Consider the following 20,307-nt stretch of genomic DNA (forward strand, 5'->3'; position numbering starts at 1 on the left):
TGTTGCTTCCTTTTTGGTGTAAAGTTTGCGGCAAGGTCAGCGGGTACGGTCTATTGTTGTGTTACTACCCGTTGTATGATCTGGATCACGGTATCAACTTCATCCTTTGTTATGACAAGATGGGGGCGAAAACGGATACTTTTTTCACCGCAGCCAACGAGCAAAAGTTTTTCCTTTACAAGTGATGCCAGAAAACTGTCTCTTGTTGCTTTGTCTTTGAGGTCAAAGGCGCACATCAGACCTTTTCCACGGGGATTCGAGATGATATCCGGATAATTTCCGGCAAGTTGTTCTAATCCCTCTAGCAACTCTACACCTCGCCTGCAAGCATTATCGACCAGCTTTTCTTTCTCAATGATTTTAAGAATTGCAGAACATCTTACCATGTCGATGAGGTTGCCCCCAAAGGTCGAATTAATTCGACTGGGTTCCGTGAAAACGTTGCTATCGATCTTGTCAAGACGCCTGGATGCAAGTATTCCGCACACCTGGGTTTTTTTGCCAAAGCTGATAATATCAGGCTGTATGCTGAAGTGTTCATGGGCCCAGAATTTACCTGTAAGTCCGACTCCACTCTGGACCTCATCCATGACAAAGAGGATGTCGTTTTCGTCGCAAATTCTTCTTAACTCGATGAAAAATTCATTTCTGAAGTGGTTGTCGCCGCCTTCCCCCTGGATCGGTTCTATGATGAGTGCTGCTATATCTGGTCCGTGCTGGGTTATTGCATCTTTAATTTCACCAAGAGCCATTTTTTCAAGCTTTATGGTTTCTTCAATTGTTTGTTGTGTAAGAGGAAAAGAGAGCTTGGGGTTGGTGACTCGAGGCCAGTTGAATTTGGGGAAATATCTTGTCTTACGAGGGTCTGCAGTGTTGGTGAGTGAAAGGGTGTAGCCGGAGCGCCCGTGGAATGCCTGTTTGAAATGGATAACCTGATGGCCACATTCGCTGGTGTGGCCATTTTTGAAGTTGAGTTTCACCTTCCAGTCAAAGGCGGCTTTCAGGCCGTTTTCAACCGCGAGGGCACCTCCTTCTATGAAAAAGGCATGGGGAAGGTAGCTGGGGATGGCGATTTGTTCGAACGTCTCGAGAAAGTCCGCCATCGGTTCGGTGTAGATATCGGAGTTAGCAGGTTTTTGTATGGCTGTTTTACCCAGCATATCAGAAATTTCCAGCAGGGCTGGATGGTTAAAGCCAACGGCCATAGAGGCAAACATGGAAAAGCAGTCAAGATAGCGATCCCCGTTTCTCTTGTCGACAAGCCAGCTCCCATGTGAGGCATCCAGGTCGACAATGATATCCATTCCATCTGCCTGGAGATGCCTTCGGAGAATGCTTTTAACCTCGGTTGCTTTTACCACGATTTCTCCTTTGCATTAATCAATATTAAAGCGAATCCCCTGAGCGAGAGGCAGGTTATTCCCGTAGTTGATGGTCACGGTCTGTCTGCGCATATAGGCTTTCCAGGCGTCGGAGCCGGATTCTCGGCCCCCACCTGTCTCTTTTTCACCACCAAAGGCTCCGCCTATTTCGGCACCGGAGGTCCCGATGTTTACATTGGCAATACCGCAGTCTGAACCACGACTACTCAAAAAGCGTTCGATCTGATTGTTATTTGTACTGAAGATGGCAGAAGAGAGCCCCTGACTGACCCCATTGTTTATGGCTATTGCGTTTTCGACTGGTCCTTCGTATTCAAGAAGATACACAATAGGGGCAAATGTCTCTTCACTGACAATGGCGGCACTGCTGGCAATTTTGACAATTGTCGGCTCGACATAACAATGGGATTCGTAGCCTTCCCCTTTGAGCTGGTTGCCACCAAAGAGGATTTCTCCACCTTGTTTTACAATGGTCTTGATGGCTTTCTGGTAGGCTTTTACGGCGTCTTTATCTATGAGCGGTCCCATGTGGTTGATATCAAGCAGTGGGTTGCCAATTTTTACACTTTTATAGGCAGCAAGGAGGTGTTCTGTTACTTCAGCCATACGCGTGTTGTGGACAATCAGCCGCCTGGTCGAGGTACATCTCTGTCCTGTCGTGCCAACGGCTCCAAAGACTGCCGCGGGAATAGCAAGTTTCAGATCAGCGTGTTCGGTTAAAATGATACCGTTATTGCCACCCAGCTCGAGAATTGTTTTTCCAAGCCTGTCGGCAACCGTTTTGGCAGCGATTTTACCTGATGGTACAGAGCCGGTGAAAGAGATAAGGGGAATTCGTTTGTCTTCGATTATCTTTTTACCGACACTTTCACGATCCCCGACAATAAGAGAAAAAATGCCCTCGGGGAGGTTGTTTTGATCGAGGACCCTGCCAATGATTTTGTGCAGAGCAATGGCAGAAACGGGGGCCTTGGAGGATGGTTTCCAGATGGTGACATCCCCGCAGATTGCCGCAATCATGGCATTCCAGCCATAGACGGCCATGGGAAAGTTAAAGGCGGTGACGATGCCGACGATGCCAAGAGGATGGTATTGCTCAAACAGCCTGTGGTCGGGGCGTTCTGAAACTGTGGTCATGCCATAGAGCATTCGGGATTGACCAACGCAATAATCGCAGATGTCAATTAATTCCTGAACCTCCCCAAGACCTTCCTGGAGGGGTTTCCCGGTTTCGTAAGATATGAGCGTGCCAAGGGGAAGTTTGAAATCGCGGACCCGCAGGCCAATTTGCCGGACAATTTCTCCACGTTGTGGTGCCGGCATGGCCCTCCAGGTCAAAAAAGTCTTCTCTGCCTGCACGATGATCTCTTCGCAGTCTTTTTGCGTGGCTTTGGTGACGTGGGCAAAGGTCTCGCCATCGACAGGTGAGGTGACGGGCAGTTTTTTTCTGCCATTATTCCCCAGCCATTTGGTACCAGTGGAGGCACCTGACATCACTTTTTCCAGATACAGTTCGTCAAGAAAATTCATTTGGCCCTCGGTCCGTTTAAATTGTTTTAATTGTTATGTAAATATCGTACTGGTCTCTGTTTGAGTCAAGTCTGTTTGTTACTCCCCACCGGATTAATTGCCGGTATGAGCAACATTTGTGTAATAATTTAACTATATTTATTATGTCGTTGTATTATTGAAGAAATTGAATATTTTTTGGGCGATTTCCGGGCCGATCCCCTGCACTTCACACAGATCGTCAACAGTTGCAGTTTTTACCCGCTTCAGACTTCCCATGTGTTTGAGGAGCTGTTTCTTTTTTTCTGCGCCAATACCGGGAATACCATCCAGTTCAGATGTCAGGGTGGCTTTGTTACGTAGTTTTCTGTGGAAGGTGACACCATAGCGGTGAGACTCATCCCTGATACGCATGAGGTAGAGAATGATGGGGTTGTGTGCGGGGAGGATTATGGGGTTTTTCCGTTCGGGTTTATAGAGCTTTTCCCCCTCAGACTCCTTTTCTTTGGCAATACCGATCCAGTCGATATCTTCTGTTATCCCAAGTTCTTTGGCGACCGCCATGGCCATCCCGAGCTGCCCCTTACCACCATCCACCACAAACATATCAGGCAGTGTATCTTCTTCAAGGCCGCGGGAGAGTCGTCGTTCAAGAACCTCCTTCATCATGGCGTAATCGTTTGGTCCATCTACGGTCTTTATTTTGTAGTGTCTGAAGTTTGCAGAGTCCTTTTCACCCTTGGTAAAACAGACAAGCGAGCCAACCGCCTGCTGACCACTGATATTGGAAATATCCAGACATTCAATGCGGTCGGGTGCGCGGTCAAGGTGCAGGGTTCTGCACATCGATTTACTTAAATGTTCCCAGGAACTCTTTTTCTTTTCTTTTTCTTCAAAGCTCTGCTGCGCATTGGCATTGGCCATGGCCACCAGCTGCATTTTCTCACCACGCTTAGGGATGTGAAGTTCAACCTTTGTCGTTGATTTGTCGCTGAGAAAGTCGCTTTGCAACTCCAGATCAGCAGGTTCAAAGGGGAGGAGTATCTCCGAGGGAACAACGACTTCATCGGTATAAAACTGAGTCAGGACCTGGGATAGGATTGAGGCGTCGTCGCCATAGGTATCTGCTAAAAAAAAGGAGCGGCTACCATTGATAAGACCATCCCGTATGAAAAGCAGGGCCACTGCCACCGCGGCATCCTTTCGGGCAAAGCCAAAAACGTCCTGGTCTTTAGTGTGGCTGGCGGAAATAACCTGTTTTTCGAGGGTTCTGGAAAGGGCCGATACTTGATCTCTCAAAGATGCCGCCTTTTCAAAGTCAAGAATGTCGGCAGCCTCCTGCATCTGGCTCTGCAGGGATTGGATCAAATCCCGGTTACGCCCCTCAAGGAGCATAATGATTTTCTTTACATGTTCCATGTACAGTTGGCGGTCAGCATTTCCGGCACAGGGGGCAAGGCATTTGCCGATCTGGCGGTTCAGGCAGGGGCGGTCTCTTTTTTTGAGCTGGCTTCCTTTGCAGTTTCTGAGGGGAAACAGTGAAGAAATGAGCCTCAGGGTTGACCACATGGCACTTGATGACGAGTAGGGTCCAAAGTATCTCGCCTTGTCTCTTGTCTTTCTTCGTGCCATGTGAACTCTTGGCCATTCTTCCTGGGTGGTTACTCTGATGTAGGGATAGTTTTTATCATCACGCAGGATGATATTGTATTTTGGTTTGTGTTTTTTGATGAGTGACGCTTCGAGAATTAACGCCTCTTTTTCTGTATTGGTGAGTAATATGTCAACCTTGCTGATCTTTTGCAGCAGGATGCTTGTCTTGTTGTGTTCCGCTGCTGAGAACCTGGCGTAGGATGAGAGGCGTTTGTGAAGATCCTTGGCCTTACCCACATAGAGTACGGTGGATTTTGTGTCCTGCATGATATATACCCCGGGACTGTGAGGGGCGGAGGAGAGAATTGACTGTGGGAACATTTTATCTTGAAGGTGTGTTATGTTTTCTTGGTAACGTATTGTATATTGGTTTTTATTGGCTTGTGCTGCTTTAGTGTTAATGGGTCAGTCAGTATCGTCTGCTGTGCGAATCGAGCCTTGGATCAAGATCGGTTCACGAAGGCCACCTTGAAGATCTATCGTGCTACGGGAATACGTTACAGCATATTTTCGAAAAGAGCACTTCCGACAAAAAAGAGATTAGGGATTTACAATAGCAGAAATCTCTTGTAATTTTTCTCCAGTAACACGACATAACTCACAGGTGGTAACGTATACTCCGTTACTGAAAAGGGAATGCGGTGAAAATCCGTAACGTGGGGCCAGCGCTGTAAGCGGGGACAACGACAGCAAGATACCACTGTTCCGGTTGTTTTGGAACGGGAAGGTGCCGTCTGAGAATGATCCGTAAGTCAGAAGACCTGCCTGTAAGAAATAGACTTTCCTGTCCGTAAAAAAGTCCGTATCACGCTTGGCCGTGATGCGGACTTTTTTATTGCCCGTGGGCAGGTGAATACAATGGAGAATGAAATGAAAACACAGATTGAATGGGCAAATGAAGGAATGGTCACCTCTCAAATGCAGCAGGTAGCAGACGATGAAGGGTATACCGGAGAAGAGATCAGAATGCGGGTTGCCAAAGGGCATATTGTCATCCCGGGTTCTCAGGTCCGCCCCCAGCAAAAAGTTGTAGGAATCGGTAAGGGGTTAAGGACAAAAATAAACGCATCAATAGGTACATCGTCAGACATATCTGATGTTGAACTTGAAATACGAAAGGCGAAAATTGCCGAGCATGAAAAGGTCGACACCCTGATGGAGCTTTCAACAGGCGGGGATCTTGATGCCATCCGCAGAGCAGTGCTCGCCAGTTGCTCCTTGCCTGTGGGGAATGTCCCTTTGTATCAGGCCTTTGCAGAAGCCACCAGAAAGTATAGAAATCCCAATAAACTCGACCCTGAATATCTCTTTGAGCTCATAGAGCGTCAACTGCAGGATGGTATCAGTTTTATGGCGATCCACTGTGGTATCAACAGGTTTTCCATCGAACGGCTGCGCAAGCAGGGATTCCGTTATGGTGGCCTTGTCTCTAAAGGCGGCACTTTTATGGTCTCATGGATGGAGTACAACAACCAGGAAAATCCACTCTATGAGCAGTTTGACAGGGTCTGCGACCTGATGAAACAATACGACGCGGTGTTGTCTCTTGGCAATGGTATCCGTGCCGGTGCGATTCATGACAGCCATGACCGGGCTCAGATGGCGGAGATGATCATTAACTGTGAACTTGCAGAGCTTGGCAGAAATATGGGCTGCCAGATGATGGTTGAGGGTCCGGGGCACGTCCCCATGGATGAAATCCAGGGTAATATCATGCTGGAAAAGGCGATGAGTGGCGGTGCTCCCTATTATGTGCTTGGGCCGTTGCCCGCCGACACCGGGGCAGGTTATGACCATATTACCGCAGCAATTGGCGCTGCCCAGTCCGCCTGGCATGGAGCTGACCTTATCTGTTATATCACCCCGGCAGAGCATCTCGCCCTGCCCACTGAAGATGATGTCCGTGAAGGGGTGAGGGCGACAAGGCTCGCTGCCCGCATTGGTGATATTGCTAAATATCCGGAAAAAAGAGAGGTGGAAAAGAGAGCCGCCATCGCCCGTCGGGACAGCAACTTCGAAGAGTACTTCCGGCTTTCAATGTTTCCGGAAAAGATGACAGAGGTGCGTAATAGCAGAAAACCTGAAAACGAGTCCACATGTACGATGTGCGGTGATTTCTGTGCCATGGAACGAGGCTTTTCACTCTTTGAAAAAGATATTACCGGTGATAAATGCTCACAGAAAAAGAAACTGGCAGTTGAAGTCTGATATGGTCTAAAACCGCTGTATGATTTCTTGATTGTAAAAATGTCGAGATTTATACCTTGTTGAAATAAAAAGTGCAACAGAGTCCGGAGACAGCCGTATCCAGGGGGATGGAGTCCTCGTCGGCTGGTCCGGACCTATCTGTTTGCCGTATTTCAACGCTGCAAAACAGTCAGAAACAACCTGGCTACTACCTCGCTTTCAATGCACTGTTTTCTGCACGAGTATGCAAAATTATCGAGGTGTATATGGCACAGTTATTTTTGAGCTAGGATGATGGAGGCAATCTCTTTGTTGACGATCTCATCAAGCTCTTTAAATGAGGTGGTCATACCAATATCATACCGGCCGGACTCAAGGAGCTCAACACGAACGACGTAACCGATAAGGATGACAGGTTTCTTGCCCGATGCAAGCTGTATCTGTACGGAAATAAGAGAGCCAAGTGGAAGTGAACTGTCATTTTCAAACAGGATGCCTCCGACACAGATATCCTTGCTGGTTGCATCGAGTGTGGGGCCATCTGAGAAGTTTAACTCTTTTGTACGTATCTGCTCGTCAATCTTGACCCTGAGGTAGCGGCGCTTTTCTTTTTTATAGTGAGAAATTCTGTTTTTCCCGGCGCCTTTGGCAAGGTACATGGCGCTGTCGGCCATTTCTACTAAATCCTGCGGATTTTCACTGTTAAATGGGTAGGAGGCAATACCACCGCTGATGGTTACACGGCATGGTTTACCCAGGAAGGTAAATTCGAGGTCGGCAATTTTCTGACGCAGCCGTTCAGCAAAAAAATAAGAACTTACATTGTCTGAGTGGGTGAGAAGAAGAATAAACTCTTCACCTCCAAAACGGGCTGCTATGTCACTGTCACGCTTTTCAGACAGAATCACATTTGCAATGTTTTGCAGAACCTTGTCTCCTGCTTTGTGACCGTGGGTATCGTTAACCCGCTTGAAATTGTCGATGTCGAAAAACAGTACTGTGAAATCTTCTTTATATCTTTTGGCCAGGGCCACCTGTTGATTGTAGGCCTCATCAAAATAGCACCTGTTGAACAGCCCTGTCAGTTTGTCATAGTGACTTTTTTCCAGGGTGTTTTCATACTCCGCTGTCTCGACAATTCGGGGGGTTTTTAGATAGTTCGTTTCATTTTGCAGGTAGTCACATAGAGCTGTAGTCAGGCCAATGGGACGATCCAGTTTTTCCATCATCTGAGCGCGGTATTTGATCAGGTTTTCCCAGTGGGAGGCACATGTATCAAGGGGCAGAATAATACCTGCGAGCATCTCGAAAGTCTGCTGAATTGAGGTGGGCCCATATGTCTTGCTTAATGCATGAACTTGCTTAATAAAAATATCGTCATTGGCGCTGTTTAACAGTGTATCCAAAAGAGTAATTTTTAGCTGTGATTGCATGTGACTCCTCTGGTAATGGACGTGGTCAGTAAACACCTTCGTATTGCTGATATTGCTCAGTAAACTATAATCAATAATCAAAAATGCGCATAGAATTCGTTTTCCTGGCAAATATATGCAAGCGGAAATAGCTGGGGGTGCATGGATGAAAATTTGCTACACAAGGAAGATACGATAGATCTGAAAAAATGGTGGGGTCGAAATAAGTAAGGCCCATTGACTGAAGGTAAGCGTGATTTGGAGAAAAATATGACGAACAGATGCACCTGGTGTGGTGATGAGCCCATCTATATCAATTATCACGACAGAGAATGGGGTGTTCCTCTGCATGATGAGCGCAGGCTTTTTGAGTTGCTTTGTCTTGAGGGAGCACAGGCCGGTTTGAGCTGGATTACTATTTTGAAAAAGAGAGATGGTTACCGGGAGGCATTTGATAATTTCGATACAGTAAAAATCGCAGGCTATACTGAAACCGATATAGAGCGGCTGAAAAATGATATACGAATAGTCCGGAACAGATTGAAAATTGAGTCGGTGATTAAAAATGCCCAATCTTTGCTCGAGTTGTACGAACAAGGGGAGAGTCTTGAGAGTTTTTTATGGAAATATGTGGACGGGACTCCCATACAAAACAGTTGGACAATGACTTCAGAGCTGCCATCGTCCACTGCAGTTTCAGAGCAGATGAGCAGGGATTTGAAAAAAAGAGGCTTTAAATTTGTCGGACCTACGATTTGCTATGCTCTCATGCAATCCATTGGCATGGTTAACGATCATCTTGTTGGTTGTTATAGATATAAGGAGGTGAGGGCAATGGGTGCATAACAGATATCGTTTTTTCTGGAAAAATGCGGATATTATCAATAAAATATTATACTTGGGCAGTTCTTTCAGGAATGGATTCGAGGTAGGCGGATTGTAATTTCCTTTTGTTTATAGAATTTTTCATGATACCATTGCAAAACAGTCGATTTCGAAATTGGGCACATTTATTTATAGTTACCTCGTGAATATGTCAGTAAAAAAGTCAAAGGTTGTCGCAAATATCAAGAAAAACAGGCTCTATATCACGGTCGCTGATAGATTGTCGAAGAAGGAAATTGACAGTCTCTACACCGAGATTCGATTTTGTGTGGTGGACCTGCAACCTGGTTTTGATGTGATTACCGATTTTTCCGCCTGCACAATTGGAGTACTGAGCGGCCTTCCCACCTTTAGAAAAATCTCCAATCACCTTATTGCGAGTAAGGTTGGTCGGGTTGTAAGAGTCATTGATGAGACGAAAGTCATTCAAAAACAGTTTTTTAACTATACGGCCAGAAGCCAGGGGTATAAAGCTGAAACATTGAATAGTCTTGAGGAGGCGGAGGAATTTCTCTCTGCCACCGAAGACAAGGTTGCCCTGCCCATCAGACTCTACGAACGGTCTGTTGCGTACACCGATCGCGGCCAGCCCGGAGAAGGTGTGATTACCTGTTTGTCGGTGAACGGGTGTGATATACATTCTGCGACGTTATTGCCTCAGGAAGGTGCACGAATAAGTTTGACTGTAACCTTTAACGCGCATGAAGACATTCCTGACCGTTTTGAGTTGAAAGCCAAGGTGAGCTGGGTGGAAGATGACAGATTCGGGGTGGAATTTGACGATATTGATGCAGACCATAAAGACAAACTCTGGAAAAGACTGGTTTATGAATCCCAGAGAGATTTGGCCGACAAGTTTCCGCAATTATAGTCCTCGAAAAATGCCTTTATTTCTGTGTTTAACGGCACGTACAGATATGACCAACTAGATTTTTCTGGTTTCATCCTCAATGTTGCCACCAAGGGCTACAACATCCTCTAGAGCAGTCTTGTATTTTGTTCTGTTCTTCGCTGTTTTTCTAAATGCCTCTTCTGCGGCCAGCTCTGCCTCATAAAGGATTTTTTGCAGCCGTACTATTTCATCTGAAATTGACTCACCATCCACCTGAACCCCCGCTTCCTTTCTCAGCTGCTCGCGAATATCCTCCACTTCCTCCTTTGCTTTTTTCTCCTGACGTTCGGCAAGGCGCAGAAGTTTTTCATGTTCACTTAAATCATCTATGGCCTGAGCCAGTTCTCCTGCCATCCCTTCCTCTGGTTCCGCATCAAGGTCTATCTCTTCAGCTGCCATTACCAGTGCAGTAGGAGGGAGTTGAGGAAGGATACGTTCAAGGCTGTATCCTGTAATATCAGTCAAACGGGACTGCTGTATTTTAAACGGCAGAAAAACGAGACTACTTTCCTTTGAGTGTGCAAGAACCGTTTCCGGCTTAAAATCTTCTACCAGTTGAGGTTCTGCAGGTATTCTGGCCTCATCAAAGAATTGCATCAATTCCACCTTGGCCCTGGAAAAATATGATTCATCACTCTTGGTGAGTACACGTATCTCCGCTTTTTTCCATGTTTTGTTTTTGGTCACAAGGTAAGAAAAGAGCAGCATAAGTCTGCTGTTGTTGTTCTCGCCCTGCCACCAGATATCAATCCGGTCTCTTTTACCATCTTCTTTGACTGTATTCTGCCATTTGGATTTGTCACAATGAAAGACAACCAGGTTGTAGCCCTTTTTGTAACAGATGCGGAGGTTATGTCCGTATTTGAGACGTTCCATACCAAGTGTGTGTTGATCCGGTTTGTTGTACCAGTTCACGAGGATGGTATTGGCAGAAAGTGGTCCAAGCCCTTGAGCTTCAAGGAAAATTGGCAGGACAGTCGGGAAATCTTCACCGTGAATGACTTTGGCAAAACAGAAAATATCCATCTCAGCTATATCTTCTGCGAGTTCCTTTCTGATTATTTTATTTGCTGCCCTCCACGGCTTGTCTACTCCTTTAACGATTTGAACTGCGGTCATGAGACCTGAGTCGTCAGAGATCCAGTCTCCCAGGCGCAGGAGCTTTTCCCTCGACTCACGGTGGTTGGTAAACGCGAGAATGTGAGGATACCAGTCGTTCTGGTGCTCAGGTATTGCCGCCATCTGCTGCAGATTCTTCCGAACCCGGCTAAATGCGTGGGACCTGCTTGAGTCAGCCCATCTTGAAGGTTTGGAGCTGTGTTTAAGATAGAGGTAAATGCCAAACATAATGGCAAGGGCGATGATTCCGTTGTAGACATCCAGGGCCAGGAGGATAGCAATACAGAGCAGGGCGCCAGCAAGGCTTACATATTTGTTGAAAAATCGAAAGCGGGGGCGAAACGAGGTGGACCCTGTGTCTGCCTCAAAGTAGGTGGCGTAGTTGAGCAGACCGTAGGAGATGAGAAAGAACATCGAAACGACCTGGGCGATAAGATTGAGTTGACCAAGATTTATGGTGAACAGTGCAATAAGTCCGGTAAGGACTGCCCCCCGTCGTGGATTATTAGACGCTCCGGAACCTTTGGCAAAGAAGGTCAGTAGTGGAAAAATCCGGTCAAGGGCAAGGGACTGGAGAATGCGCGGGCCACCCATAAAAGAGGCCATGGCAGAAGACAGGGTTGCGGCTATCACACCGGCATCAATGAGAAAACCGTATTTGGCTATACGCTGCATGGCCTGGTAATCGGTCATCAAATCTTTATTGGGCAGTGAGCCCGCAAAGATAAGGATAACCGAGACATAGACAGCGATGGAGACACCAACGGCTGCAAAGGTGCCCATTGGCAGACTTTTCCCGGGATCCTTCAAATCCCCGGACATGCTCACACCCTGAGTAAAGCCTGTTACTGCCGGGAAAAAGATGGCAAAGAGAATCCAGAAGGGTGGTGCCCCATCAGGGGCCTGCCAGTTCGCTATAAAAACGGATTCTTGCCAATGGCTGATACCACCAAGATAAAAAGAGCCCAAGGCAAGAACCAGCAGGATCATGACAATATACTGGAATTTTGTGGCCCAGTCGGCGCCCAGCCAGGCGAGCAGAAAAAGGGCGGAGATCGCCATGGCCGCAATAATTGATGGTGGAAAAGACGTCCCAAGTATTTGCGCCAGTGCTTCGGCAAAGCCAATGCAGTAAAAAGCAACGGATACAGATTGGGCGAGGTAAAGCACAACCCCGATAGCTCCGCCGAATTTGTAACCAAGGGTTCTCGAAATGAGATAATAATCGCCTCCACCTTTTACTGTGAGGTTTGTGGCTACTGCTGCAAGTGACTGGCTGGTTATAATGGTTACAAGATTTGCAATTGCTAAAATGATGAGGGCTTTGGCAATACCTCCGCTGCCTGTGACATAACCGAGTCGAAGAAAAAGAATGATGCCAAGGATCGTCAGGATACTCGGAGTGAAAACTCCTGCAAAGGTGCCGAGTTGTCCGGGAACTGCGTTTTTATCAAGTTTACTTGATCTTTCTCTGGGGTTGATGTCAGACTCCATTTTCACACCTCTTGGTTATCCTGCTTCACTGCTGTTTTTCAACCAATCCTTCCTTATACCATATACACTTTGTATTTGTTGCATTTGTAGGGGGACAAAATGTCTAATTCTCCAGATTGAAAGATTATTTTACCCAGCAGGGCTGTTCTTAAGCGAGGAGGTGAGCACGGGGTATTTAATGAACATCAGAAGGAGAGGGCGGATCATCTCAGGAGAGGAGAGCCAATAGACACTGATAATTACAAAAATTCTAACGAGAGAGCCCGTCGTTTCGATGGGGTAAGGTTGGGATCGGGTTTCGCAAGGAGATTAATCTGAGGAGTCGAGTTGATACTCATCAGGCAGTTTGTGCACCAGATAGTAGGCAATGCCCGTTGCTACCAGTACAAAACCGGTTGCAGCAATATACAGAGGTGCCAGCTCGTCGTAATCAAGAATAATGACTTTTCGTGCGATGGCCATCAGGGCTGTGGCTAAAACGATTTTCACATGTATGACATCATCGCGAAGATAGAGAATAATATTCTGGAAAATCTCTATTGCAATCAGCACAACCATAAATGCACCAAATGTAAGAAGAATGTCATTCATGGTCAGGATAAAATGCGGTGCCGACATAAGGCGCTGGTAGATAGTCCAGCCAACATCAACCACACCAAACAGTATAACGAGTACCATTAGTACAGCCAGCGACTTGAGACAGAGATGTATGGTTTTTTTGAGTAGCCAGAGAAAATGATTTTCTTCTTTATTTACAAGTTTCATAATATTTAAGTGAGGGTAATTGGTGAGATAAAACCATCAGGTTTTACGGTAAGTACTGTACAGCTAATTGTTGTTAATATTTTTTCTGCTTTATTGCCGATCAACAGGCCTGGAATACCTGATCTGGCGACGGATCCCATCACAACAACATCAATTCCAAAATCACTGATCACTTTTTTGATGACTTCCTCTGTCTTGCCCTCTTTCATGTGTATATGAGCTGTCTGATAGGAGATATGACGGGAATCCAGCAGATCCTGCAGTTGCGATAATCGCTTATTGTAGAGTTCCTGTTTTATAGAAGTGATTTCTTCATCTGTTACATTAAATCGAGGGCCTCGCATCATCACTTCGTGCTCTAATCTCCAGACGTGCAGGTAGTGAGCTTCACCTTTTTCACGCTGAGCAAGAGAATAAGTGAGCTCAATAATTTTCTGATTGAGAGCCTGAGATTCACGATTATCTGTGCCGACATCAATTGCAGCAAGGATGCGTTTAAAATCTCCAGCCCCACTTTTCAGCACCCACACAGGACAGGGGCATTTTCGAACAAGACGCATAGCCAGCTGATCGAGTCCCTCAGTAAGTGCCTCCTCTTTTATCACGAGGTCATAGTTGTTTTGCTGTACCTTTCGAATAATTGAAATAAAATCGGTATGCTGTGACTGGTCTGCTACAATTTTAATACCGTTCCAATGGCTATCACGGAGAAAGCTTTCCAGTTCTTTTGCCTTCTGTTCCTGGATTTCCTGTTGTATAGCCTTGTACCGACCACTGATTTTAAGGCTGAATTCATCAAAAATTGAAGTCTCATCGGCAAGCATTACGGTCAGATCAGCATCGTTGAGTCGAGCAAGGGTTGCAACTTTTTCAGCGGTACTCCTTTGTCTGATAGTGGTTCTATCAATGATGTAGAGTAATTTGTTAAATCTTTTCATCACATCTCCTCCATTAGAGTTACGGGCTCAATTTTTCTTGCAATGTGAAGTAAGTGACTGGCTTGTTTTTAAAAAATAGGATCTTGCCGGTGATAATCAATGGAGGCGACTTAGTAGATTAGTACTAATAAAAACTATCAATTGGAGAGTGTTGTGACCAACCGTATGATAGAGACAGGATGATCAGTGGGGTGCTGGTAACCATTTCCGATTAACTCAGCAATTTCAGAGGAATATATTGACTGGTGCGTGGGAGTACACGTATGGTAGCGAGGCAAAGCCTCTCTTTTATGTTGCAGTATTATAGAGGTAAATGCATCGGGTTGAGCTGGTTCAGGTCCGTTTTGGATTTTGAAAAGTGTCTGGGACATGAAGGGTGGTGCGAATTTTTTCATGTTCCAGTTGTCCAAGGGTCACACTCAGGCTCTCATTGTTAGCGTGTGCCAGCTTAAACCAGTTACGGATTTCTTCCTTGAGAACCTCTTCCCCGACGCCTTTACCGACACTGTCCGTGGTGACAGAATTGTCTAATCGTCCCGAATTAATAAAAGTCCACTGATCGTTTTGCCGGGATACGATACCGGTATGTCCTCTTTTTCTTGTGGAAAAAGAGAGAATCTGGCCGTTATCCAGAAGAGGTTCAACGGTACTGATAAGGGAAGCTGCCTCATCCTCCCAGTTACCTTTTCCTGAATATTTTTGTGATAACACAAGAGTCCCTGCCGCTTTGACAATGCCTTCACCGTTCAGGTAAGCATTGGAGGCCATTCCATGGTCTTTGGCCATTTTAGTCAGTTCAGTGTAGAGGCCGCCTTTTCCGGAATAGGGAATGTTCATCTGGCCTAAGCCTTTTACGATCAACTCATAGCAGTTAATTTTTTCATATGGAGTTCCAAGGTATTGCTGGACTGCTTGGCTCAGGTCCGTTGCAGGGGTGGTATGGTTCTGGGGTGCAGAAGGGGGAGACAGAGAGGTTGCTGATTCGGTATTGGGCTGGGAAGAGGTTGCAGCCACTGTTGTCTGTTCACCTTTCCAGCTAATTTCCATGGTGTCATTATTGAAATAAATTTCAGTTCCTGATGGAATGGCGTGAAACGGTTTATCTGCATTCACGTCATTTGCAATGAGTTCCCAGGTTTTATCGCGAAGCTCTGGGTGATTTTTGAGAAGATGGGAGACGGTAGGAAAACGTTCGCTGGTTCTTCCAAGGGTGAACTGTGTCCCTTCCTCTGGTTGCTGTTGAGTTAGATCAGCCGGTTGATATGGTGGGTAGGGAGCAGCAAGGACCGGTTGCGGGCTGATCTGGCTTGCAACAGCTGTCTCAGTTGTGTCGTTTGACCAGGAAAGCTCACCATCTTCCTGATTATAGTAGATGCGGGTACCGGGTTGTATCTTGGTATAATCCCGATTTTTATTTTGCTCAGCTTCGAGAATGTTCCAGGTAGATGAGCGGAGTTCATCGTGCTGCATCAGTAATTCTGAAACTGTAGGATTTTGAGCAGTGATTTCACCTACCAGCAGGGGTTCGGTCGATGCAGGAGTGTCAGGGCCTGTGGAGTTGTCTGTGTCAGTATATTGCCTCATGAGGTCATGAAAAGATCCGGTGGCATCCGATTTTGAAACGGTAGGGTGAGCAATCTCTTTGAGCTGGCTGAAGGTAGAGGATATTATGGTATTCATATGCTCATGTGGAATATTCTAAATTAAAGACCAATTTCTTTAAGAATAGCAATAATTGGACCAACTGAAATTGTAGCATCATATTAATATCGGCAGAAAGACCAGTCTTCTTTATACTTCGAGGTTTAAAGTCTGATTGAAAGGAGAATTATGCGCCCCTGGCCATGAAAGGTAATATTTGATTTGTCGAAATTTTGACACGCTACGGTTGGCTGGGAAGTTAAGGGACTTTCAAATAGAAGGGTTAAGAAAGACAATCCGGGAGGGGTAATAGCACGGACTGTGACATGCCAGTCATTAAACAATCGAAATAAATGGATTATTTTTTATTACGAGGTGTGTTTTACTTAATTTAAAGTGGCTTGCAGGGTTGGTTTGCAGCAGGCGTGAGATCTGGTTTGTGATGCCTTTACTCGGGTTTATTTCCTAACCATTTCTCCTTGATTTTTTGTAACGTGCCATTCTGAATTATTTTTCTTTTTCCTGCGTCAAATGAATTTAATAATTCAAGGGCGCGAGGATTGCTCTTGAGGGCGACGACATGTTCCATTGTTGAGTCAAAAACAGGAAGTTTTCTGTATTTTGTTTCCCAGCCAGCTTTCTGTAAGAAGTAATCCCAATTTATTTCATATCCTACAAACCCGTCAATACGCCGTAAATCGAGCATTTTGAAGCCATTAGAAATTGTACCGATATCAAGCTTGATAATATTCGCTGCCGCTGCCCATTTGTCCCCGTAATTAAATCCACGTTTGAGCCCAATTTTCAATCCTTTGAGTGATTCCAGGCCATTCCATTCAATAGGACTGTCTTTTAAGACGTAGATTAAGAAATCTGCGTGGTTGACCGGTTCTTGTGAGTAGTAGAAAGTTTTCTGACGTTGCGTGTTCTTACCGGTTGGAAAGAGCAAATCTGTCTGTCCATTTTTCAGATACAACATGGCCCTTGCCCAGGGGCTTACTGTTAGGTCTATTGTGTAACCCATTTCATGAAAGCTTTCCCGTACAACGTCCCAACTATATCCTCTAAGCCCCATGGAATCACTGTTTGGGGGGAATATTCCGTCTGTCTCATAGCCCTCAACGGTAAGGCAATATGGAGCATAATCTTCTAAGGTTGCAATTTTCACAACCTTATCTGTAGAGAAAACCCACGAGCTATGAGACAAGAAAGCCAGTGTAAGAAAAAATATCTTTAGATTCATATGTTCATTTTAACTTGTATCAGAAACTTAACGTTGAAGAGTTGCTGGGAAAGACATTTGGCTTATCTTCTTTCTTAAATCAGTTTGTATCTTGATCATCAACTGTAGTAACTTTTGAGCAACTTTACATCGTCTCAACTGCCAGGAATGAAAAGAATAGCCCCAGGATCGAAACATTTCATGGAGGACAGTTTAATTCATGGCCTACTATTTAAGCAAAGATAACTGTATACTCTATTGAACAGATCACTTTTTTTAAAATCAGATAATTTCAACAGACAGTGAGTACAAAAATGGTTCGCTCTATTGTAGATCAGGATATTTCGGGGGCAGAGAATACCGAAAAAAAGGTGATTATTCTGCTCTCTGATATGGTTGGTTATTCCCAAAAAACAGCTGACATGCGTCCTGTTGAGGTCAGAGACTTTATTGTGGCTTACCATAAAAATCTCCAGGAAATTATCAATGCGGACAGTAAAATCTTTCAAGAGATTGAACCGTCTGCTGGGGATGGTGCTTTAGCTGTTTTTGAAAAACAAAAAAGGGAAGGAAAGACGGAACTGTGTGACAGAGCCATAAGAGCCGCTGTAAATATTAGTATTGCCGTTGAAAATCAAATTATACCGCAGACACGAATAGGACTTTTTGCAGGCGACATCATTGAGGCTCAGATCGGCAAAAGAACGATGCAGTTTGGCTCATGTTTTTCGGTTGCAAGCAGGTTGGAAGAACTCTGCGGTTATTTTGGTGTGAGTTTTTTAATGGATCGGGAGGTCGCTTTGTGGCAAAAGGAGGAAAAAGAATACCTAGTCTCCATTGGCAAGATTACGCCGAAAAACATTACTCATCCCATTCATGTTTTCTCAATATACAAGCCAGGTATTAATCAATGCCCCAAAGATGTGGACAGAGAACTGCTCTCTCAGTTTATCGAAGAGAAAAACAGGGCAGTAGAACTGTTTTGTGGTAACAGATTGCAGGGTATCCAGCCTGATTATCCAACGGCCCGGGAAAAGCTCAATAAAAGCCAGGATCTTTTTATTCGTATGACAGGTAAAAAGGATGTTCCCACTGAGAGATTACTGGAATATATACGTCAATTTTCGTATCCCAGTGAAGATTTCCAGGCTGTTGGCATGAAAATCAGACAAACTACATCAGAGTCGTTGGGAATCCACCTGCTGCATCTCTCCAATGAACTGCTCAAAGCCATGGATGTAGATTGTTATCAAACCCTTGTCGTTAATACTGAGTGGGAGAGTCTTTTCAAGCTGGTGTGGAAGAAAAAGAATGAAGTTATTGTCAAAAGAAATGATCCACCTGACGGCATCTACTACATTGATAGTGGCAGTGTTAATGCTTTGGATAGAGAAGGAAACCTTATCACTACGCTTACTGCGGGTAATGTTTTTGGTGAAATGGCCTATTTTTCTGATCGGCGAAGAAGAAATGCAACAATTATTGCGAATACCGATGTGGTGCTGCGTAGAATTTCCGGGGAAGAATTTGAAAAATTACCAGTAATTAAGCAGATCTTTCAACGAATATACTCAAAACGTAAGAAAGACTCAGATGTTTAGAAAAATGTATCGATAGATTCTGTATCATTGAAGAGTGTTAATTGTTAAGTGTCAACCCTTTCGTCTCAGGATGTAGAGCAGAGTCCTTCAAGGAGGAGATTGGCGTCTCAGAAACTGTATTTTGGGGAAAAAGTAGTTTTATCTGAAAATCTCAGTTTCAAATACCCCACGCTCAGATACTCTAGCGAACTGGTCGCCAATATGAATAAAATCTCCAACAATAGAAGGCTTGTAGTAGGAATAAAACCTCGGCCATGAGAATTGAAGTATTGTATCCGTCCCACCCATAAACTGAATGTGCTAAAATGTTGCATGTTTTAGCGAACAATAGTGAAAATATATCACAAAGATATGACGCTCCATAAAAGATTATAATTGACCATAAAACCATCGTCATATATGGTGCACTTCTTTGTTTGTCTGATTTTCGGAACACCTTCTGTGTGTATGCTGTAAGGTACTCCTATTTATTTCACCCGTTGGACAGTCCTTTATTGCCATTGCAACAATCATCCGTAAAACGACGACCAGCCCCGAAACGTCCCAAATCATCTTCCTCCGGCAAGAGGAAGAAGACGAGCCGGAAGAAGAAACCGCAGAAAAACCTTCTGCGTGATTTCTCGCTCTTTTGCCTCGAGGGTCTCGGGCTTACGATAATGGTCATAGCCTTTATTATCCTGTTACTTGGCTATGTGAGCAACCGTTTTTCCGGTACCGATTTTATCCACAGCCTTCTGCCATTTGCCGGGGGTATCTTCGCCATTGTGGTTCTTGTTTCAATTCTGTTGAGTGTCTGGAAGAGAGTGCGGAGGTGGCTGCAGGGGAGATCGCAATATTTGCCCGTATCCATTGTGCTTGGTTTAACTCTTATGGTTTGCGGATTCATTCCTCATCAATATTTCACCCGGGCCTTTGGCTATTATCGTACACTGGTTGGTGGCAAGGAGGAGGCCGGTCGCGTGGTTCTTGCTCATCAGGTATATGCCGCCTATCGGCGTCTCGATACGGCTCCATTGGAGAAGATGATTGCTCGGGCTGAACCGTTTTCAACGGCAATCGATGCAGCCGCAGCGGCCTATGAACTCGATCCTGACCTCCTCAAAGGACTGGCCGCCACAGAATCTTCTTACCTGCCTCGTAAAAGTGCTGATGGTGGGCATGGTCTCTTTCAGATAACCAGAGTTCCGACTTCGGTGACGGAAGAAATAAGTAAACGATTTCCGACAAAAAGCCGTGATCTCAGTGAACCACGTTACAATGCGTTTCTCGGGGCGGCTACCCTTCGTTATTATCTTGCCGAGATGAATGATGACCTTTTCCTCGGCCTTCTTGCATATAATATTGGTCCCGCCAATGGGGGGCTACGATTTATCATGCAAAAATATGGTGTGACTGATTTTACCACCATTCAGCCCTATCTCTTACAGCTGCCCCGTCACTATCCGACGCGTGTTCTCTCCTACGCCCTTGCCTTCAGGATATATCGAAAAGAGGGGAGGCTTCTGCCCTATGCGGAGGGTAAAAACGCACTTTCAATCCAGGCCTTGGGTATTCCAGGCCTATAGTGGGGTGCCCAGCAGGTAATATCTCTGATGTTTGTGGTGTAA

The 20,307-nt window shown here is 45.3% G+C and carries 14 protein-coding genes and 1 riboswitch; of the genes, 5 read left to right on the forward strand and 9 right to left on the reverse strand.

Features of this window, described 5'->3' with window-relative positions:
* Window positions 1-50 precede the first annotated feature (50 nt).
* From lat to uvrC, 3 genes are all read right to left on the reverse strand, one after another.
* Window positions 51-1,361: an L-lysine 6-transaminase gene (gene lat, locus FCL48_RS17965; protein ID WP_136874190.1), complete on the reverse strand. Its 1,311-nt coding sequence runs from the start codon at window positions 1,359-1,361 to the stop codon at window positions 51-53.
* A 15-nt stretch (window positions 1,362-1,376) separates the two neighbouring features.
* Complete coding sequence (locus tag FCL48_RS17970; protein WP_136874192.1) at window positions 1,377-2,912, reverse strand: aldehyde dehydrogenase family protein; 1,536 nt, start codon at window positions 2,910-2,912, stop codon at window positions 1,377-1,379.
* 141 nt (window positions 2,913-3,053) lie between these two features.
* Window positions 3,054-4,865, reverse strand: a complete 1,812-nt coding sequence (gene uvrC / locus FCL48_RS17975) for an excinuclease ABC subunit UvrC (RefSeq protein ID WP_136874194.1) — start codon at window positions 4,863-4,865, stop codon at window positions 3,054-3,056.
* A 264-nt stretch (window positions 4,866-5,129) separates the two neighbouring features.
* A riboswitch (cobalamin riboswitch) is annotated at window positions 5,130-5,328 on the forward strand.
* Window positions 5,329-5,414: 86 nt separating this feature from the next.
* Here uvrC and thiC point away from each other — a divergent pair.
* A complete protein-coding gene (thiC, locus tag FCL48_RS17980) occupies window positions 5,415-6,752 on the forward strand; it encodes a phosphomethylpyrimidine synthase ThiC (RefSeq protein WP_136874196.1) in 1,338 nt (445 codons plus the stop codon).
* A gap of 254 nt (window positions 6,753-7,006) precedes the next feature.
* On the opposite strand, the gene FCL48_RS17985 is transcribed toward thiC, so the two are convergent.
* Window positions 7,007-8,164 carry a GGDEF domain-containing protein gene (locus FCL48_RS17985; protein WP_136874198.1) on the reverse strand — a complete coding sequence of 386 codons (1,158 nt, stop codon included), beginning with the start codon at window positions 8,162-8,164 and terminating at the stop codon, window positions 7,007-7,009.
* A gap of 249 nt (window positions 8,165-8,413) precedes the next feature.
* Between FCL48_RS17985 and FCL48_RS17990 the strand changes: the two genes are divergently transcribed.
* Both FCL48_RS17990 and FCL48_RS17995 read left to right on the forward strand, forming a co-directional pair.
* Window positions 8,414-8,989: a DNA-3-methyladenine glycosylase I gene (locus FCL48_RS17990; RefSeq protein WP_136874200.1), complete on the forward strand. Its 576-nt coding sequence runs from the start codon at window positions 8,414-8,416 to the stop codon at window positions 8,987-8,989.
* Window positions 8,990-9,176: 187 nt separating this feature from the next.
* Window positions 9,177-9,899: a PilZ domain-containing protein gene (locus tag FCL48_RS17995; RefSeq protein WP_136874202.1), complete on the forward strand. Its 723-nt coding sequence runs from the start codon at window positions 9,177-9,179 to the stop codon at window positions 9,897-9,899.
* A gap of 54 nt (window positions 9,900-9,953) precedes the next feature.
* On the opposite strand, the gene FCL48_RS18000 is transcribed toward FCL48_RS17995, so the two are convergent.
* From FCL48_RS18000 to FCL48_RS18020, 5 genes are all read right to left on the reverse strand, one after another.
* On the reverse strand, window positions 9,954-12,533 hold the full coding sequence (locus tag FCL48_RS18000; RefSeq protein WP_136874204.1) for an amino acid permease: 2,580 nt from the start codon (window positions 12,531-12,533) through the stop codon (window positions 9,954-9,956).
* A 309-nt stretch (window positions 12,534-12,842) separates the two neighbouring features.
* Window positions 12,843-13,298, reverse strand: coding sequence for a phosphate-starvation-inducible PsiE family protein (locus FCL48_RS18005; RefSeq protein WP_136874206.1), 456 nt, complete (start codon window positions 13,296-13,298; stop codon window positions 12,843-12,845).
* A gap of 5 nt (window positions 13,299-13,303) precedes the next feature.
* Window positions 13,304-14,236 carry a universal stress protein gene (locus FCL48_RS18010; RefSeq protein ID WP_136874208.1) on the reverse strand — a complete coding sequence of 311 codons (933 nt, stop codon included), beginning with the start codon at window positions 14,234-14,236 and terminating at the stop codon, window positions 13,304-13,306.
* 333 nt (window positions 14,237-14,569) lie between these two features.
* Complete coding sequence (locus tag FCL48_RS18015) at window positions 14,570-15,916, reverse strand: hypothetical protein (protein ID WP_136874210.1); 1,347 nt, start codon at window positions 15,914-15,916, stop codon at window positions 14,570-14,572.
* A gap of 409 nt (window positions 15,917-16,325) precedes the next feature.
* On the reverse strand, window positions 16,326-17,045 hold the full coding sequence (locus tag FCL48_RS18020) for an ABC transporter substrate-binding protein (protein WP_205747753.1): 720 nt from the start codon (window positions 17,043-17,045) through the stop codon (window positions 16,326-16,328).
* 368 nt (window positions 17,046-17,413) lie between these two features.
* Here FCL48_RS18020 and FCL48_RS18025 point away from each other — a divergent pair, with 368 nt between their 5' ends.
* Together FCL48_RS18025 and FCL48_RS18030 are read left to right on the forward strand one after the other, a co-directional pair.
* Window positions 17,414-18,700 (forward strand): cyclic nucleotide-binding domain-containing protein, encoded by a 1,287-nt coding sequence (locus FCL48_RS18025; protein ID WP_136874214.1) that lies wholly within the window; start codon window positions 17,414-17,416, stop codon window positions 18,698-18,700.
* A 494-nt stretch (window positions 18,701-19,194) separates the two neighbouring features.
* Entirely contained in the window at window positions 19,195-20,265 is a 1,071-nt protein-coding gene (locus tag FCL48_RS18030) for a transglycosylase SLT domain-containing protein (RefSeq protein ID WP_205747754.1), read from the forward strand.
* Window positions 20,266-20,307: the final 42 nt, after the last annotated feature.

Source organism: Desulforhopalus sp. IMCC35007, assembly GCF_005116575.1.
Lineage (GTDB): Bacteria > Desulfobacterota > Desulfobulbia > Desulfobulbales > Desulfocapsaceae > Desulforhopalus_A.

Coding starts and splice junctions, on each gene's coding strand:
- FCL48_RS17970 (WP_136874192.1), bottom strand. CDS start 2,912: ATGAATTTTCTTGACGAACTGTATCTGGAAAAAGTGATGTCAGGTGCC.
- uvrC (WP_136874194.1), bottom strand. CDS start 4,865: ATGTTCCCACAGTCAATTCTCTCCTCCGCCCCTCACAGTCCCGGGGTA.
- thiC (WP_136874196.1), top strand. CDS start 5,415: ATGAAAACACAGATTGAATGGGCAAATGAAGGAATGGTCACCTCTCAA.
- FCL48_RS17985 (WP_136874198.1), bottom strand. CDS start 8,164: ATGCAATCACAGCTAAAAATTACTCTTTTGGATACACTGTTAAACAGC.
- FCL48_RS17990 (WP_136874200.1), top strand. CDS start 8,414: ATGACGAACAGATGCACCTGGTGTGGTGATGAGCCCATCTATATCAAT.
- FCL48_RS17995 (WP_136874202.1), top strand. CDS start 9,177: ATGTCAGTAAAAAAGTCAAAGGTTGTCGCAAATATCAAGAAAAACAGG.
- FCL48_RS18000 (WP_136874204.1), bottom strand. CDS start 12,533: ATGGAGTCTGACATCAACCCCAGAGAAAGATCAAGTAAACTTGATAAA.
- FCL48_RS18005 (WP_136874206.1), bottom strand. CDS start 13,298: ATGAAACTTGTAAATAAAGAAGAAAATCATTTTCTCTGGCTACTCAAA.
- FCL48_RS18010 (WP_136874208.1), bottom strand. CDS start 14,236: ATGAAAAGATTTAACAAATTACTCTACATCATTGATAGAACCACTATC.
- FCL48_RS18015 (WP_136874210.1), bottom strand. CDS start 15,916: ATGAATACCATAATATCCTCTACCTTCAGCCAGCTCAAAGAGATTGCT.
- FCL48_RS18025 (WP_136874214.1), top strand. CDS start 17,414: ATGGTTCGCTCTATTGTAGATCAGGATATTTCGGGGGCAGAGAATACC.